Source organism: Achromobacter marplatensis, assembly GCF_002209535.1.
Taxonomy (GTDB): Bacteria; Pseudomonadota; Gammaproteobacteria; order Burkholderiales; family Burkholderiaceae_B; genus Achromobacter; species Achromobacter marplatensis.
On sequence record NZ_NJIG01000001.1, the window covers coordinates 1 to 14,804 of the forward strand.

The following is a 14,804-nucleotide window of genomic DNA, read 5'->3' on the forward strand; positions in this document are numbered from 1 at the left end:
ATCAACCAGATCTGCCGGGATCGACGGCAATTCCCTCAGGGGAGGTTTCTTCTTTGTGGCCATACATGTGCTCCTTGAGCGGTATGTTAGGCCTCAAACACAAAATTTATGACACTCCCGCCGCCGCCTCCGTGGGCTGCGGCACAAAAAACCGATCCTTCAACTCCTGCAACCCAATCCTCTCCAACATCTCAGTCAGCCTCTCCGCAGGCTTCCTGGTCGGCAAATTCTTATACTGCGCCACGATCAGCTCATTCTTCATAGAATGCTCCCACCCCACCAACTCGGTCACGCTAACCTGATACCCATGCGCCTCAAGCTGCAAACACCGCAGCACATTCGTAATCTGGCTCCCAAACTCCCGCGTATGCAACGGATGCCGCCAAATCTCCGCCAGCGGATCAGCCAGCGCCTTGCCCTTATTCTTCCTCAACACCGACGCCACCTCCGCCTGACAGCAAGGCACGACCACGATGTACTTCGCCTTCTTCTCCAGCGCAAAGTGAATCGCGTCATCGGTCGCCGTATTACACGCATGCAGCGCAGTGACCACATCAATCGTCCCCGGCAGCCGATCCGAAGTAATCGACTCCGCCACAGACAGATTCAAGAACGACATCCCCTCAAACCCGAGCCGCTTCGCCAGTTCCTCTGACGACTTCACCAGTTCCTCGCGCGTCTCGATCCCATAAATATGGGACCCATTCCCGACGGCGTCTTTCTGTTCCTTGAAGAACAAGTCATACAGAATGAACCCCAGGTACGACTTACCAGCTCCATGATCCGCGAGCGTGACGGCGCCGCGTTCTTGTTGGACGTCCTTCAGCAACGGCTCGATGAACTGAAACAGGTGATAGACCTGTTTCAGCTTACGGCGGCTGTCCTGGTTCATCTTGCCGTCGCGGGTCAGGATGTGCAGGGCTTTGAGCAGTTCGACGGACTGGCCGGGGCGGATGTCGTGGGTTTTTTCTGACATGGGGGAAGGCAAAGCGCCCCGCACGGGGCGGGGCGCGTAGTGGCGCGGAAAGCGTCAGTTTAACGAAAACGCTGACGCGGCCGTGGGGCAGTCGAAAAGCCGACCGTCAGGCGGCGGAGGGGAACACCGGCTCGCCCAAATTCAACATCAAACGATTCGCCCAAGCAAAGATCGCATCCGAGTGGAGCAGATCCAGGATCTCGCCTTCGCTCAGGCCCACGTCCTTCAGTTCCTGGACGCTGTTCGCGTTGACGTTCGCCTGCGCTTCGGTGATCTGGATCGAGAACTTGCCAATCGCCTGTTCACGCGCATTCGTTCCAGCGGTGGCCGGATCTTCAAACACCTGCGCGATCACGTCATTGCGCTTGGCCAGTTGCTCAAAGCGCTGCGCATGGACCGACGCGCAGTACACGCATCCGTTCACGCGCGAGACGACTGTCGAGCCCAGCTCCCGTTCCGCACGCGACAGACCGCCGGGCGCGTACATGATGGCGTTGAACGCTGCCGAGCGCTGGCGCAGGATTTCCGGTTGGTGGACCAGGAACAGGTAGTAGTCCGAGACCTTGGCCTTGGGGTGGCTTTCTTCCAAGACGGCGATTTGTTTCGGGGTGGCGGTGTCGACGTTGACGACGTCCAGCCAAGCTTTCCACTCCAGCACTTCGTTGGTGAAGCCGTGGGCCTTGAGGACGGCGCCGGGTGCGGTGGTGCCGGGTTTGGCGGCGACCGCGCCGGCTTCAGCCGCATTGGCGGGTACCGTCTGGCCTTCGGCCGCTTGCAATGCCATCAAGCCCGCGATCAGACGGGTCTGGTACGACAGGAAGGCGATCAGTTGCGACAGGGTGACGACCGCGGGCGTGGAGACGCCTGCCGCGGGCAGGGTCTTCAGTGCGGCTTCGTCGCCTTCGACGGGGTTCTCAATCAGCTTGCGCGTGAATTCCAGCACCGCAGCCAGGCGCGGGGTGGAGGCGTCGGACGGCTTGCCGGATTCGGCGGCGGCGATGTCGGCGGGGGCGGCGTCGGATTCCGCCAGGCGGGCGCGGTAGTGCGAGGCCAAGAGCGGCGACGGGCTGATGCGGGTGGCGTACAGCGCGACCAGCAGGCGTTCGGTCAGCGACAGGCCGGGCAGGGCCGGGTCGAACAGGGCGTCGTAGCTGCCTTGCGTGGCGGCGGCGACTTTTTCGCGTTGGTGGCGAACCTCAAAAGTTTTGCTGCCGGGCGTCAGGCCGACGAGCTTGTCGACCAGATCATTGACGGCGTCATAGACGATGGGTTGTTGTGCCATGGGGATGTTCTCCTTGGTGTCTGATCAGCCGGCGTTGCCGGGGTTGCTTGCGGACGTGCTTGCCGAATCCACGCCAGCCGCAGCCGCGGCCGCAGCCGCACGCGCCTTCACCGCCGCGTCCAAAAACTTCTTCACGCCTTCCCACGATTCCTGGTCGGCGCGAGCGTTGTCCTTGGGGTTGCCGCCGCTGGTGCTGATCTTGCCCGACACGGGGTGGGCGTAGACGAGCTGGGTGGTGGGCACGTATGGGAACAGGATCGAGTGGCCGCCGTTCTCGTAGTCCAGCCATTGCACTGGGTACGGGTGTTTCACTTCGGCCAGCTTGTCCTGCACCATCTTCGAGTACAGGCTTGACGGCCAGGAGCCATCGTCGGTGGCGGACAGCAGCATGACCGGGCCTTCGATGTCTTCCACGCGAATACGGGCGCGGGCGACGGCGTCGGGGTCTTGCAGCGCGGTCAGGATGGCCTTCTCGTGACGATGCGGCGAGGGGCCTTCGTCAAACGGCGCCCAGGTGGCGGTGCGGTTGTTTTCCCAGACGTGGGGGATGGGCTTGCCGCCCAAGAGCCAGGTCGGGCCTTCGCGGCCGATCTTGGGGTCGCAGGCGTTTTGGCCGCTGTGGACGACGGCGCCGGGTACGTAGGCGACGACGGCGGACACTTCCTTGGGGAAGGTGGCGCCCAGCAGCAGCACCAGTTCACCGCCGCGCGACTGGCCGCTGATGGCGACGAAGTCGTGCTTGGGCTGGACCTTCTTGCGCAGCCAGCGCAGGCCGGTCTGGAAGTATTCCAGCGGGGTGTTCGAGATGTAGTCGGACAGGCCCGGCGCCTTGAAGTAGGCCAGTGCAAAGGCGGCGTAGCCGCGGGATGCATACAGCGCCGCGCGCGGTTCGTTGATGCCGCCGCCGGACCCGTTCAGGATCATGACGGCGGGATGCGAACCCGGCTTGCTGCCTGCGGGCAGGTACAGCGTGCCAACCAGGCCTTCTTCGCGGACCTCCTGGCGGGTAACGCCGTCCAGCGCCAGGCGTTGCGTGAAGCTGGCTTGCGCCTGTGCGCCGGCCACGTGGGCCACCACGTCGGTGACGAGCGCGTCGGTCACCGGGTGGTTGAAGTGTTCGCGGCTGGGCGAGTCCACGGGCGACTGCGACCAGATCAGGCCCATGGGGGCCAGACCCTTGTAGTCGCCCGAGACGGGCGCGTCGCGGGTTAGGTCGACGGCGCCGTCGTCGCCCGCCGTGTAGGCGGCCTGGGCTTGCCAGAGCACGCCGTTGCGGCGGGTCAGGGTGGTGATTTCGACCGTCTGGCCGGGTTCGACGTGTTCAACCCGGATCTGGCGCGGCACGTCGATCAGGGCGTCCGCGGGGGTGATGGTTAAGGTCGGCACCATGGCTTTACTTGCCCGTGTCCTTGGTGACCATCATGGCGGCCGTGCGGTCGCTGGTCATCGGGGTGACCTTCAGGCCCTTCTTGGTGGCCCAGATGTTCTTGTAGTGGTACAGCGGGATGATGCCGACGTCGTCCGCCACGATCTTGACGGAGTCGCGCAGGATGGCTTCACGCTTGGCCACGTCGAATTCCGAGGTGGATTGTTCCAGCGCGGCGTCTACCTTGGGGTTGGTGTAGTGGCCCCAGTTGGAAGCGCCCAGGCCCTTCTTGGCGTCGACGGTGGCCAGGATGTTGACCAGCGCGTAGCTGGCTTCACCCGTGCCGTTGCCCCATGCCAGCATGCTGACGGCGAATTCGTTCTTGTTGGCGCGGCCCGAATACACGGCCCATGGCACCACTTCCACTTGGGTCTTCACGCCGACGCGGGTCCAGAACTGCGCCACCGCCTGGGCCGTTTCCGGGCCTTGCGGGTAGCGGTCGTTCGGCACGTGCATGGTCAGCTTGAAGCCGTCGGGGAAGCCGGCTTCGGCCAGCAGCTTCTTGGCTTGTTCGACGTCGTTGGGGATGTCCTTGACGTCGGGGTTGTAGCCGAAGGTGCCCTTGGGCATCCACTGGTTGGCTTCGGTGGCGGCGCCTTGCAGGATGCGGTCGGAAATGGCCTTGCGGTTGATCGCCAGGTTCAGCGCCTTGCGCACGCGCAGGTCCAGCAGCGGGTTCTTGTCCAGCGGCTTGCCGTTGTTGTCGGTGATGTACTGGTTGGGCGCGGGGTTGAAGCTGGGTTGCAGGATCATGACGCGCAGGCCGTCGTACGGGTACACCGAGATGTTCGATGCCTTTTGCAACTTGGCCAGGTCCGACACCGACACCTTGTCGATCACGTCCACGTCGCCCGCCAAGAGGGCGGCGGTGCGGGAGGCGGCGTTGTTGATGTAGCGGTAGTTGACCTTGTCCCAGGTGGCTTTTTCGCCCCAGTAGCCGTCGTTGCGTTCCATGATGACGCGGTCGCCCGGCGTGTAGGACACGAACTTGTACGGGCCCGTGCCGATGACGGCCTTGCCCGAGTTGTAGTCTTCGGTGGTCGACTTTTCACCAACGTGCTTGCTGACGACGTGCACCGACGCCAGGTTCAGCGGCAGGTCGGGGTTGGGGGCCTTGGTCTTGACGATCAGCGTCAGCGGGTCCTTGGCGGTCATCGTGTCGATGGTGCGCAGGTAGCCGGCGTACGTCGCCACGCTGCCGGGCACGGCGCGCGCGCGGGTATAGGAATAGATCAGGTCGTCAGCGGTGAACGGCGTGCCGTCTTGCCACTTGACGCCTTCACGCAGCTTGAATTCCCAGGTGGTGTCGTCCAGCGGCTTCCAGCTGACGGCCAGGCCCGGCTGCAGCTTGTTCCACTTGTTCTCGATCAGCAGGTCCCAGAAGTGCAAGGCCACCGAGCGGTCGCCGGCGTGGTTGTTCAGCTGCGGGTCCAGCGACGACAGCGGGTCGGCAAAGCCGATGGTCAGGTTGTCGGCGGAAGCGACAGCAGAGGCGCCGAGGATGGCGGCGGTCAGGGTCGAGAGAATCAGGCGTTTCATGTTCGGGGTCCTTGGTAGGGGGGGAACGAAGTGAAGTGTTCCGAAGGCTGCGCGGTGTTTGCGGTATTTGCTTGCCCCGCGGCCGATTAGGTTCAGGCCATGTCGTTCAAATGACAGGCGCTTAAATGGTTGATGGCGATTCCCTTCAACGTGGGAACCTCGGTCTTGCAGCGCGGCATTGCATGCGGACATCGCGGATGGAAATGGCAGCCGCCGGGCGGGTTCAGCGGGCTGGGAATCTCGCCTTTGATCGCGGTAAAGATCTTGTGGCGCGATTTCAGGCTGGGAATTTCCGCCAGCAACGCTTGCGTGTACGGGTGGTTGGGGCGCTGGAACACTTCGTCCACGGTGGCCGTTTCCACGACGCGGCCCAGGTACATGATGACGACGCGGTCAGACAGGTGCTCCACCACGCCCAGGTCATGGCTGATGAACAGGTACGTCAGGTTCAGTTCTTCGCGCAGGTCCATGAAAAGATTCAGGATCTGCGCCTGGATCGACACGTCCAGCGCGGCCACGGCTTCGTCGCAGACCAGCATGGACGGCTGCACGGCCAGCGCGCGGGCGATGCCGATGCGTTGGCGTTGGCCGCCGCTGAATTGATGTGGATAGCGTTGGCGCAACGCCGGGTCCAGGCCGGCGCGTTCCAGCTGGGCGCTGACGTAGTCGTCAAAGCCCGCGTTGTCGACCAGGCCGTGGATACGGGCCGCTTCGCCGACGATCTCGTCCACGCGCAGGCGCGGGTTGAGGCTGGCGTACGGGTCCTGGAAAATCATTTGCACGGTCAGGCGCGCGGCGTGGGCGGCGGCGGAGTTCATGTCCGACGGGCGCACGCCGTTGATGCGGACTTCGCCGCCCGACGGCGTGAGCAGACCGGCCGCGATGCGGCCCAGCGTGGATTTGCCGCAACCGGATTCTCCGACCAGGCCGACCACTTCGCCGGGGTTCACGATCAGGTCCACGTTGTCGACCGCGCGCGTGATGGCGGGCGGCTTGGACAAGCCCAGCTTTTGCATGGCGCGGCCGGCGGCGCCGACCTTGCGTTCACCAAAGCGTTTGCTGACTTGCGCCAGGTCAATAAGCGGAACGGGGGCAGCAGATACAGTCATGCCGTCACCTCGTTGTGGATCTGGATAGTCGGATGGAAACAGCGCACGTCGTGTTCGGGCAAGGCTTGTGTGATGCCGGGTTGCTGGCCACAGGCGGCGGTCGCGCGCGAGCAGCGCGCGGAAAACGCACAGCCAGCGGGCAGGTGCAGCAGGTTGGGCGTCATGCCGGGAATCTGGCGCAGGCGCTGGCCCCGCTGGTTGTTGCTGGGCAGGCTGTCGATCAGGCCGACGGTGTAGGGGTGCTGCGGGCGGTCCAGCACGTCATCGACCTTGCCGTGTTCGACGATGCGGCCGGCGTACATCACGGCCACGTCGTCGGCCAAGCCGGCCACAACGGACAGATCATGCGTGATCCAGATCAGGCTGGTGCCGTGTTGCTGCGCCAGCTTTTGCACTTCGGACAGGATCTGCGCCTGGATGGTGACGTCCAGCGCGGTCGTCGGCTCATCCGCGATGATCAGGTCGGGGCGGTGCAGCATGGCAATGGCAATCGCCACGCGCTGGCGCATGCCGCCCGACAACTGGTGCGGGTAGGCCAACAGGCGCTCTTCCGGGCTGGGTATGCCCATCATGCCCAGCGTGTCACGGGCCAGGGTACGAGCTTGAGCCTTGCTCATCTTGTTGTGGGCGCGCACCGTTTCGATCATCTGCACGTCCACCCGCAAGACGGGGTTCAGCGTCATCATCGGATCCTGGAAGATCATGGCGATGCGGTTGCCCTGCAACTTGCGCAGTTCGCGGGGCGACAGCTTGGTCAGGTCGCGGCCCTGGAACAGGACTTCGCCGCCGACGATGCGGCCCGGCGCGTCCACCAGGCCCATGATGGAAAAGCCGGTGACGGATTTGCCCGAGCCGGATTCGCCGACCAGGCCCAGGATCTTGCCGCGCTCCAGCGTGAACGACACGTCGTCCACGGCGGGCAGCACGCCCGCGCGGGTATGGAAGTGGGTGCGCAGGTTGCGCACCTCAAGCGTGGCCGGCGCGCCGGTGGCGGTGCGGTCGGTCATTTGTGGGTCCTCGGGTTCAGCACGTCGCGCAGGCGGTCGCCCACCAGGTTGATGGCGACGATGGTGATCAACAGCGCGATGCCGGGGTAGAAACTGATCCAGTACTCGCCGGACAGCATGTATTGGAAGCCGTTGGAAATCAGCAGGCCCAGCGACGGTTCCGTCACCGGCACGCCCAGGCCCAGGAAGCTCAGGGTGGCTTCCAAGGTGATGGCGCGGGCGATCTGCAGGGTGCCGATCACGATCAGCGGCGGCAGGCAGTTGGGCAGGATGTGCTTCAACATGATCCGCCAGTTGGGGATGTCCAGGCAGCGGGCGGCTTCCACGTATTCGCGGCGGCGTTCCACCAGGGCCTGGCCGCGCGCGGTGCGGGCGTAGTAGGCCCATTCCAGGATCACCAGCGTCAGCACCACGTTGCCCACGCCCTTGCCCAGATAGGCCAGGATCATCATGGCAACCAGGATGGACGGGAACGACAAGATCAGGTCGACCAGGCGCATGATGAAGGCATCGACCTTGCCGCCCGCGTAGGCGGCCAGCAGGCCCAGCAGCGTGCCGACAATGCCGGCGATGACGGCCGAGCCCACGCCCACCATCAGGCTGATGCGCAGGCCGTAAAGGATGCCCGACAGCAGATCGCGGCCCTGGCCGTCGGTGCCCAGCCAGTAGTGGAAGGTGTCCAGCCCGTTCATGGAGCCGGGCGGCAGGCGCGAGTCCAGCACGTCGATTTGCAGCAGGTCATACGGGTTCTGCGGCGAGATCCAGGGAGCGAAGATCGCGGCCAGGATCAGCAGCGTGGCGATGACCAGGCCAAACACCGCCGTCTTGGACGACAGGAATTCGGTCAGGTTGCGGCGCCAGGGCGATTCCCGGCGCAGGGCGGGAACCTTCTCGGGAGTTGCAGTGGTGCTCATGCCGAGCCCTCCAGCCGTACCCGGGGGTCCAGCACTTTATAAAGAATGTCCACGATCAGGTTCAGCGTGACGAACAGGCACACGACCACGATCAGGTAGGCCACGATGACGGGGCGGTCCAGCGCGTTCAGGCTGTCCAGGATCAGCTTGCCGGCGCCGGGCCACGAGAAAATGCTTTCCGTGATGACGGCGAACGCAATGGTTGAACCCAGCTCCAGGCCCAGCACGGTGACTAGCGGGATCATCGTGTTGCGCAGCACGTGCACACAGACCACGCGAAACGGCGACAGGCCCTTGGCGCGCGCGAACTTCACGAAGTCCAGCGGCATCACGTCGCGTACACCGGCGCGCGTCAGGCGGATGACCAGCGAAATCTTGAACAGCGACAAGTTCAGCGCCGGCAGGATCAGGTGGCGCCAGCCATCGGCCGTCAGCCACGACCACTGGAAGCCCAGGAACTCCACCGTCTGTCCGCGGCCGCTGGCGGGCAGCCAGCCCAGCGACACGCTGAACGTCATGATCAGCATCAGCGCCACCCAGAAGGTGGGCAGCGAGAAGCCGACGATGCTTCCAGCCATGATCATCTTGGAAAAGCGGCTGTCGGGGTACAGGCCTGCCACCAGGCCCAGCGGCAGGCCGATGATGACGGCCAGCAGCAGGGCGCTGATCGCCAGTTCCAGGGTTGCCGGCAGGCGCTGGATCACCAGTTCGATGGCGGGGATGTTGTAGACGAAGCTGTTGCCCAGGTTGCCGTGTAGCGCCCCGTTCAAAAAGCCCAGGTACTGCTGCCACAAGGGCTTGTCCAGACCCAGTTCCGCGATGATGCGGGCGCGGTCCACCTGGTCGACGTCCTGGCCGATCAGGATGTCCACGGGGTTGCCGATGGCGTGCAGGCCCACGAAGACGATCAGCGTCATCAAGAACACAACCACGACGGCTTGCGCCACGCGGCGTAGCAACCAGCCGGTCATTGCGCGGTCTCCGCCTGCGGTGCCGAGGCCGGGGGTTGGGCGGCAACCCACTCGTCGCCGAACACCTCGGGTTCAGAGAACGCTTCCATATTGGCGTAGTACGTCTCCACGTCCTCGCGGTAGAACAGCCCCGCGATGCCTTGCGCCAGGCGCTTGGCGCCGTCGCTGATGGCGGGGATGTCGCCCGAGATCGTGCCTTGCGTCAGTGCAGCGGGGTACGAGAAGCAGTGCACGCGGTCCAGGCCCGGGCAGGCGCCAGGGACCTTTTCCTGCAGTTCGAAGACGGCGCCCAGGTCGGGCGAATCGTGCAGTTCCTGGTCTTCTTCGCCTGCGGGCGGAGTGAATCGGTCGCCCCAGTTGCGCACGTGGGGCGCCAGCGGCGCGAATTCCGGACGCACGGTCCAGTCGATGCGGAAGCCCGTCGAGAAGATCAGGAAGTCCAGCACGAACACACCCTTGGGCGTGGTGACGTGGATCTCGTCGCCGACCATTGCCAGGTCCTGCACGCCACAGCCCAGGTTGAAGCGGGCGTTGGGGAAGCGAGACACGCGCAAGGTGCTGCCGCGCGGGGGCGGCACTTGCGCGGCGTTGATGTAGTGGCGGATCTTCCACTTCCACTCGTCGGGCAGCGTCAGGTGGCCGTGGGTCAGGCCGGGGTTGCCTGCGCCTTTGCCCTTGTTCACGCGCGGAATGTCGTTGCGGCGGATCAGCAGGTCGACGCTGGCGGCGCCGGCTTCCAAAGCGGTCGCGGCGCTGTCCATGGCGGACGCGCCTGCGCCCACGACGCCGACGCGCTTGCCGGCCAACGTGGCGTAGTCCATTACGTCGGACGAATGCGCCCAACGGTCGCGCGGCAACTTCTTTGCAAAATCAGGTACATAGGCGCCGCCCAGGCCGTCGCGGCCGGTGGCCAGCACGACGCGGCGCGCCAGCACCGTGCTGCGGCCGGCGGGGGATTCGATGTCCAGCTGCACCAGGCGGTCGGCGCGCGGCTGCACGGACAACACGCGGTGTTCGTTGCGCACGTCCAGGTTCAGCACGCGGCGATACCAGCGCAGGTAGTCCATCCATTGCAGGCGGGGAATCTTGTCCAGCGCTTCCCAAGCGTCCGAGCCGAACTGCGCTTCGAACCAGGCGCGGAACGTCAGTGCCGGCAAGCCCAGGGCAGGGCCCGTCAATTGCTTGGGGGACCGCAGCGTTTCCATGCGGGCGGTGGTGGCCCAGGGGCCTTCATAGCCTTCGGGCGCCTGATCGAAGATCGGTGCGGCGATGCCCAGATGCGTCAAAGACGCCGCGGCAGCCAAACCGGCCATGCCGCCGCCGATGACGACCACGTCCAGGACTTGCTGGCCGTCCACCAGGCGCGGCGCGACCCAGCTCTTGGCGGGAATTTCCAGCCAGGACAGGTCTTGCCGCAGGCGCGCTTCCAGCGCGGCTAAGCCTTGCGGCGGGGTGGCAAGGGGCAGATTCATAATGCGGGGGTTTCCATAACAGGGGCGTCATCACCGTAAATCGACTGCAACAGCGCCGAGTGCTCGCACGCGTCGTGCAGCACAAAGCCGGGCAGCAGGGCGGCGGCGGCATCGGCCAGCGCGTCGGCCATGGCCTGGCAGGCCGGCGTCAGGGGTTGCGACTGCGGGGTGATGACCCCAAAGAAAAAGGGGATGTCCAGGTCGATGGGCCGGATTGCCACGCCCGGCATCGGGACGCCGTAAGCGGTAATCGGTTCCAGCACCGACACGCCCAGCCCGGCGCGCACGGCGGCCAGGGCGTTGACGGACGAATTGGTTTCGATGGTGCCTGGCGCATTACCGTCCGGGGCCAGCGCGGCATCCAGCCGGCGGCGCAGGCGATAGGGGTTGGCCATGGTGATCAGGCGGCGTCCGGCAAGCGCCGTGACGGGCACCACATCGTGAGCGGCCAGCGCGTCGTCTTCCGGCAGCGCGACGACACAGGGCGCCTGCCCGATCCAATGCACGTTGAGGCCGCGATGCTCCAGCGGCAGGCTGGTGGCGCCCAACTGCGCGGCGCCGCTCAAGACGGCGTGCACGACGCGTTCGGGTGAAGCGCTGCGCACCTGGATGCGTGTGCCGGTGGTCTGGGATTCAATGCGCTTGAGCGCGTCGGGCAACAACCCGGCAGCCAGGGCAGAGGTGGCGGCCAGCAGCAGCGGCTTGGCTTGCCCGCGGGCGATCTCTTCGGCGCGGCCGCGGATCTGCTGCAGGCTGGCCAACGCGCGTTCCACGTCGTCATACAGCAGGAAGCCTTGCTCGGTCGGCGTCACGCGGGGGCCGCTGCGGCTGAAGAGCGCGTAGCCGATCTCGGCTTCCAGCTCTTGCAGCAGACGGCTGATGGCCGGCTGCGAACGCCCAAGCAATCGCCCGGCAGCGGTGACGCTGCCTGTAGACATGACGGCCGCGAAGGCCTCGAGTTGACGTAGTTCCATCTGTCTTGCTTTATGCTCAGAGCGAATTCTTGCCCGGCAAGTATGCGCGCTGCAAATAGTTAAAAGGCATAAGTAAATTCCCTAAGTGGGGATTTCCTGATGCCTTTTCATTACTTCCAGTTATTTCAAGGGCTTAGCGGGTTTTCCCTAAAGGCGTTTTCTGGGCGCGGGGAAATTTGGCGTGACCTTGGCGTGACTTCAGGCGGCTGCAGGCGGGCCGCCAGCATGCAAAGCGAGGCCCCGTGGGATGGGGCCTGCGAGGCGTCCTGCCGGCTAGACAATAAGAAAGGGCAGCAGGATGATGCCGTGAAGCAGTACGAATGCGCCGAATATTGCCATTTGGGTCTCCTGGTTCAGACGAGTCGTTGCCACTTCAACGGTTGACGGGGCGGGCGGGATTGCCCACCACGGTTGCGCCGGCGGCAACATCGCGGGTGACCACGCTGCCCGCGCCAATGATCGCGTCATCCCCAACCGTTATGCCGGGCAAGATTAGCGCGCCAGCGCCGATCCAGACATTCGCGCCGATGCGGACCGGGCGGCCGAACTCCAGTCCCGCGTTGCGGGTGGCGGCATCGCGCGGGTGGTCCGCGGCCAGGATCTGCACGCCGGGCCCGATCTGGGTCCGGTCGCCGATGGTCACCTCGACCACGTCCAGAATCACGCAGTTGAAGTTCAGGAACACCCCGGCGCCCAGGTGGATATTGAAGCCGTAGTCGCAATGGAATGGCGGGCGCACCACGGCGCCTTCGCCTACCGATCCCAAGCGTTCCCGCAAGAGCGCGAAGCGCGGCTCGGCAGGCTGGGCAAGGGCGGCGTTGTATCGGGCCAGCCACGCCATGGTGGCCGCTTGTTCCTGCTGGATTTCTGCGGCGGTGGGGTCGTACAGGGCACCCGAGCGCATTTTCTCGATCTCGCCGCTTACTTGTATAGGGGGCATGGAATTCCTTTGCCAAATCGGCATGCGTGGTGGATGGGTGAAGGGCTTGTTTGCGAACCCTTACATCGCTGTTACGACTCCGAAGATAGGATTCTCATAACTAAAAATCGGAACGCATAATGAATAAGCAAAATCCCCCGCCCGAACCCAAAAAGCGACGCTGGCCATTTGGCTATTGGGAAGAACAGTCATAAACGCGCCGCCGCTGCCGCGCGCGAACACCATCAATCAATAGTCATTCGGAGGCCTGATGGATTGCTCAGTCGAAGGAAAGGTTGCTTTTACCAACGGCCATTCGTACCACTTCGCCACCGTGGATGCTGCCTTGGCTTTTGCCGAGTGCGTAAAAAGCTCGCAGCAGCCCGACCAGTGTGCCGCCACGCATGGCAGTACGCAAATGGTGAAGCTGGAAGAGGTCAAGTCGAAAGAGGAAGAAGACGAAGAAGAGCGCGACCGCTAGGTCCGCGTTGCTTAATTAGTGCTTGGGCAACACGAATTCCACCCGCCGGTTCTGGGCGCGCCCCTTCGGATTGTCTGCGCCATTAGCCAACGCGTTGGGCTGCACGGGCCGGGTGTCCCCGTAGCCCTTAGCCGCCAGGCGCGCCTTATCCACGCCGTGATTCGCCAACCATTGCAAGACGGCGTTGGCCCGCTTCACTGACAGTGTCTGGTTATACAAGGCCGTGCCCTTGGAATCGGTGTGGCCTTCAATGGCGACGCGGCCGGCGGGGGCCGCCTGGATCGCCCGCGCAATATCCTGCAGGGCGGGCTCGGCGGTTGGCCGGATAGCGGCCTTGTCGAAATCGAACAGCACGTCGCCCAGCATCGATACCGTGACGGCGTCCTTGTCCTGCCGCACCGACAAGCCTTCGTGGCGGCCCGCCAGATCGCTTATCTGCGCAGATAGGTCCGAGATGCCCGCACCCGTGTCTGACGGGAATCCCTTCAAGTCCAATATGGTCGCCTGCAAGTCCAGGACTTCCGCCTTATACGGTGGCTCTTGCGCAGCGGCGCCGTGGGCCAAGATCAGTAACGCTGCGGCCAGCGCGGCCGGAACATACCGGGCGGGGGCCATAATCAGCGGTCGGTGATCTTGATGGCGTCGAAAGTCTCGACACCCGGTATAGTCAAGGACACCTCTGTAATATCTTTGGGCGGCGCGGGGAATTTGCCCTGCCAGGCGCCCGCGATCGGCGCGTCTTTCGAGGTTTTCAGCACCAGTTTCGGATTGGTCAGCGGCTTATCGTTGCTGTCTTTCAACAGCAGGTGCTTTTTATTGCCAGCGATGACGTAGAAGCTGTCTTCGTAATCGTTTTTCGTGATCTGCGAATACACCATTTCCGTCTTGCCGGGGACGATCGGTTTGAACCGGACCTTAAGGGTCAGGATATCGCCGCTACGCACCGCTTCAACCACCTGGCCTTCAGCCGTGCCGGTTTCCGTCAGGCCCGTCGCCAGCGGTTTGGTGCCTGTGGCCTCGGTTGCGGCCTGGGCATGTGCGGCCTGGCTGAAACTGGCCAACGTCAACATTGCGCCCAACGCACAGGCCGCCACGGCGGGTCTGATGGGATTCACGATAAGCCTCCTTGATTGATCCGGTTGGATCAGACTCAAGCTATCGGCCTAATCCAATGGGCGATAGTCTGCTTTCGTGGCGCATATTTCAATGCGATTATTTTCCAAATCGTTACCGTGATAAGGAATGCGCAGCGGCCCTCGGAAGAGGGCGTGCAAGGGGAAACGGGGGACGCTGCGGGCGATAACGGAAACTAGATGGCCCGCGGCGCAAGAAACATGTGGTTGTATTCTTTCGCCGGCGGCCCATCGACGTGCCTGTTGATTAACCGGACCTAACCGCCGCGATGTCCACCGTGATACCGGGGCGCGGACATATTGCGCGGGCTTTCTTTATGTTGGGCACTGGCCAGCGCCTTGCGCCGGGCCTCTTCTTGCAGATGATCCGCTTTGGCGCGGTCTTTCTCGGCGTGCGGGGAAACCGGAGCGTCGGGGGCGGCGGGGGCTTGCGGAGAGCGGGGGGTATGGGACGTCATGATGCGTACCTGTTCAGGTGACGCGGCATATGCCGTTCAAATACGGTACACCCGGGGCGGCAGGGATTCCAGCGGTCAATCGCAACAGCCCGCTTACGGGGGAATTCGTATTTTGTTCCAACCCGGTAGACTGACGGGGCTGA

At 64.1% G+C, this 14,804-nt stretch carries 14 protein-coding genes; 1 reads left to right on the forward strand and 13 read right to left on the reverse strand.

The genetic code is table 11. The annotated features are described in order from the left end of the window. Positions 1–106: 106 nt before the first annotated feature. From CEY09_RS00005 to CEY09_RS00060, 11 genes are all read right to left on the reverse strand, one after another. Complete coding sequence (locus CEY09_RS00005) at positions 107–976, reverse strand: class I SAM-dependent methyltransferase (protein WP_088587067.1); 870 nt, start codon at positions 974–976, stop codon at positions 107–109. Between the two features lie 106 nt (positions 977–1,082). Continuing rightward, on the reverse strand, positions 1,083–2,258 hold the full coding sequence (locus tag CEY09_RS00010) for a CMD domain protein (RefSeq protein WP_088587068.1): 1,176 nt from the start codon (positions 2,256–2,258) through the stop codon (positions 1,083–1,085). Positions 2,259–2,282: 24 nt separating this feature from the next. Beyond that, positions 2,283–3,647, reverse strand: coding sequence for an acyl-CoA thioesterase/bile acid-CoA:amino acid N-acyltransferase family protein (locus CEY09_RS00015; protein WP_088587069.1), 1,365 nt, complete (start codon positions 3,645–3,647; stop codon positions 2,283–2,285). A gap of 4 nt (positions 3,648–3,651) precedes the next feature. Further along, the gene (locus CEY09_RS00020; RefSeq protein WP_088587070.1) at positions 3,652–5,223 is read right to left on the reverse strand and encodes an ABC transporter substrate-binding protein; all 1,572 of its coding nucleotides are present in this window, start codon (positions 5,221–5,223) and stop codon (positions 3,652–3,654) included. A 92-nt stretch (positions 5,224–5,315) separates the two neighbouring features. Further along, on the reverse strand, positions 5,316–6,332 hold the full coding sequence (locus tag CEY09_RS00025; RefSeq protein ID WP_088587071.1) for an ABC transporter ATP-binding protein: 1,017 nt from the start codon (positions 6,330–6,332) through the stop codon (positions 5,316–5,318). Then, on the reverse strand, positions 6,329–7,339 hold the full coding sequence (locus CEY09_RS00030; RefSeq protein ID WP_088587072.1) for an ABC transporter ATP-binding protein: 1,011 nt from the start codon (positions 7,337–7,339) through the stop codon (positions 6,329–6,331). The genes CEY09_RS00025 and CEY09_RS00030 overlap by 4 nt, the downstream gene beginning before the upstream one ends. After that, positions 7,336–8,253: an ABC transporter permease gene (locus CEY09_RS00035; protein WP_088587073.1), complete on the reverse strand. Its 918-nt coding sequence runs from the start codon at positions 8,251–8,253 to the stop codon at positions 7,336–7,338. Before CEY09_RS00035 ends, CEY09_RS00030 begins: the two co-directional genes overlap by 4 nt. Continuing rightward, positions 8,250–9,224: an ABC transporter permease gene (locus CEY09_RS00040; RefSeq protein ID WP_088587074.1), complete on the reverse strand. Its 975-nt coding sequence runs from the start codon at positions 9,222–9,224 to the stop codon at positions 8,250–8,252. Before CEY09_RS00040 ends, CEY09_RS00035 begins: the two co-directional genes overlap by 4 nt. After that, the gene (locus CEY09_RS00045) at positions 9,221–10,696 is read right to left on the reverse strand and encodes a flavin-containing monooxygenase (RefSeq protein WP_006227054.1); all 1,476 of its coding nucleotides are present in this window, start codon (positions 10,694–10,696) and stop codon (positions 9,221–9,223) included. The genes CEY09_RS00040 and CEY09_RS00045 overlap by 4 nt, the downstream gene beginning before the upstream one ends. Further along, entirely contained in the window at positions 10,693–11,670 is a 978-nt protein-coding gene (locus CEY09_RS00050) for a LysR family transcriptional regulator (RefSeq protein WP_088587075.1), read from the reverse strand. The genes CEY09_RS00045 and CEY09_RS00050 overlap by 4 nt, the downstream gene beginning before the upstream one ends. 373 nt (positions 11,671–12,043) lie before the next feature. Then, positions 12,044–12,610, reverse strand: coding sequence for a sugar O-acetyltransferase (locus CEY09_RS00060; protein WP_113914596.1), 567 nt, complete (start codon positions 12,608–12,610; stop codon positions 12,044–12,046). A 250-nt stretch (positions 12,611–12,860) separates the two neighbouring features. Between CEY09_RS00060 and CEY09_RS00065 the strand changes: the two genes are divergently transcribed. Continuing rightward, on the forward strand, positions 12,861–13,070 hold the full coding sequence (locus CEY09_RS00065) for a hypothetical protein (RefSeq protein WP_088587078.1): 210 nt from the start codon (positions 12,861–12,863) through the stop codon (positions 13,068–13,070). Between the two features lie 15 nt (positions 13,071–13,085). Here the strand turns inward: CEY09_RS00065 and CEY09_RS00070 are convergent, their stop codons facing one another. Together CEY09_RS00070 and CEY09_RS32440 are read right to left on the reverse strand one after the other, a co-directional pair. Beyond that, positions 13,086–13,685: an OmpA family protein gene (locus CEY09_RS00070; protein ID WP_088587079.1), complete on the reverse strand. Its 600-nt coding sequence runs from the start codon at positions 13,683–13,685 to the stop codon at positions 13,086–13,088. Between the two features lie 2 nt (positions 13,686–13,687). Continuing rightward, positions 13,688–14,224, reverse strand: coding sequence for a hypothetical protein (locus CEY09_RS32440; RefSeq protein ID WP_234818183.1), 537 nt, complete (start codon positions 14,222–14,224; stop codon positions 13,688–13,690). Between the last annotated feature and the right edge of the window lie 580 nt (positions 14,225–14,804).

What these genes read in the sequence shown, in the direction of transcription:
- CEY09_RS00005 (WP_088587067.1), bottom strand. Translation starts at nt 976, where the DNA reads ATGTCAGAAAAAACCCACGACATCCGCCCCGGCCAGTCCGTCGAACTG.
- CEY09_RS00010 (WP_088587068.1), bottom strand. Translation starts at nt 2,258, where the DNA reads ATGGCACAACAACCCATCGTCTATGACGCCGTCAATGATCTGGTCGAC.
- CEY09_RS00015 (WP_088587069.1), bottom strand. Translation starts at nt 3,647, where the DNA reads ATGGTGCCGACCTTAACCATCACCCCCGCGGACGCCCTGATCGACGTG.
- CEY09_RS00020 (WP_088587070.1), bottom strand. Translation starts at nt 5,223, where the DNA reads ATGAAACGCCTGATTCTCTCGACCCTGACCGCCGCCATCCTCGGCGCC.
- CEY09_RS00025 (WP_088587071.1), bottom strand. Translation starts at nt 6,332, where the DNA reads ATGACTGTATCTGCTGCCCCCGTTCCGCTTATTGACCTGGCGCAAGTC.
- CEY09_RS00030 (WP_088587072.1), bottom strand. Translation starts at nt 7,339, where the DNA reads ATGACCGACCGCACCGCCACCGGCGCGCCGGCCACGCTTGAGGTGCGC.
- CEY09_RS00035 (WP_088587073.1), bottom strand. Translation starts at nt 8,253, where the DNA reads ATGAGCACCACTGCAACTCCCGAGAAGGTTCCCGCCCTGCGCCGGGAA.
- CEY09_RS00040 (WP_088587074.1), bottom strand. Translation starts at nt 9,224, where the DNA reads ATGACCGGCTGGTTGCTACGCCGCGTGGCGCAAGCCGTCGTGGTTGTG.
- CEY09_RS00045 (WP_006227054.1), bottom strand. Translation starts at nt 10,696, where the DNA reads ATGAATCTGCCCCTTGCCACCCCGCCGCAAGGCTTAGCCGCGCTGGAA.
- CEY09_RS00050 (WP_088587075.1), bottom strand. Translation starts at nt 11,670, where the DNA reads ATGGAACTACGTCAACTCGAGGCCTTCGCGGCCGTCATGTCTACAGGC.
- CEY09_RS00060 (WP_113914596.1), bottom strand. Translation starts at nt 12,610, where the DNA reads ATGCCCCCTATACAAGTAAGCGGCGAGATCGAGAAAATGCGCTCGGGT.
- CEY09_RS00065 (WP_088587078.1), top strand. Translation starts at nt 12,861, where the DNA reads ATGGATTGCTCAGTCGAAGGAAAGGTTGCTTTTACCAACGGCCATTCG.
- CEY09_RS00070 (WP_088587079.1), bottom strand. Translation starts at nt 13,685, where the DNA reads ATGGCCCCCGCCCGGTATGTTCCGGCCGCGCTGGCCGCAGCGTTACTG.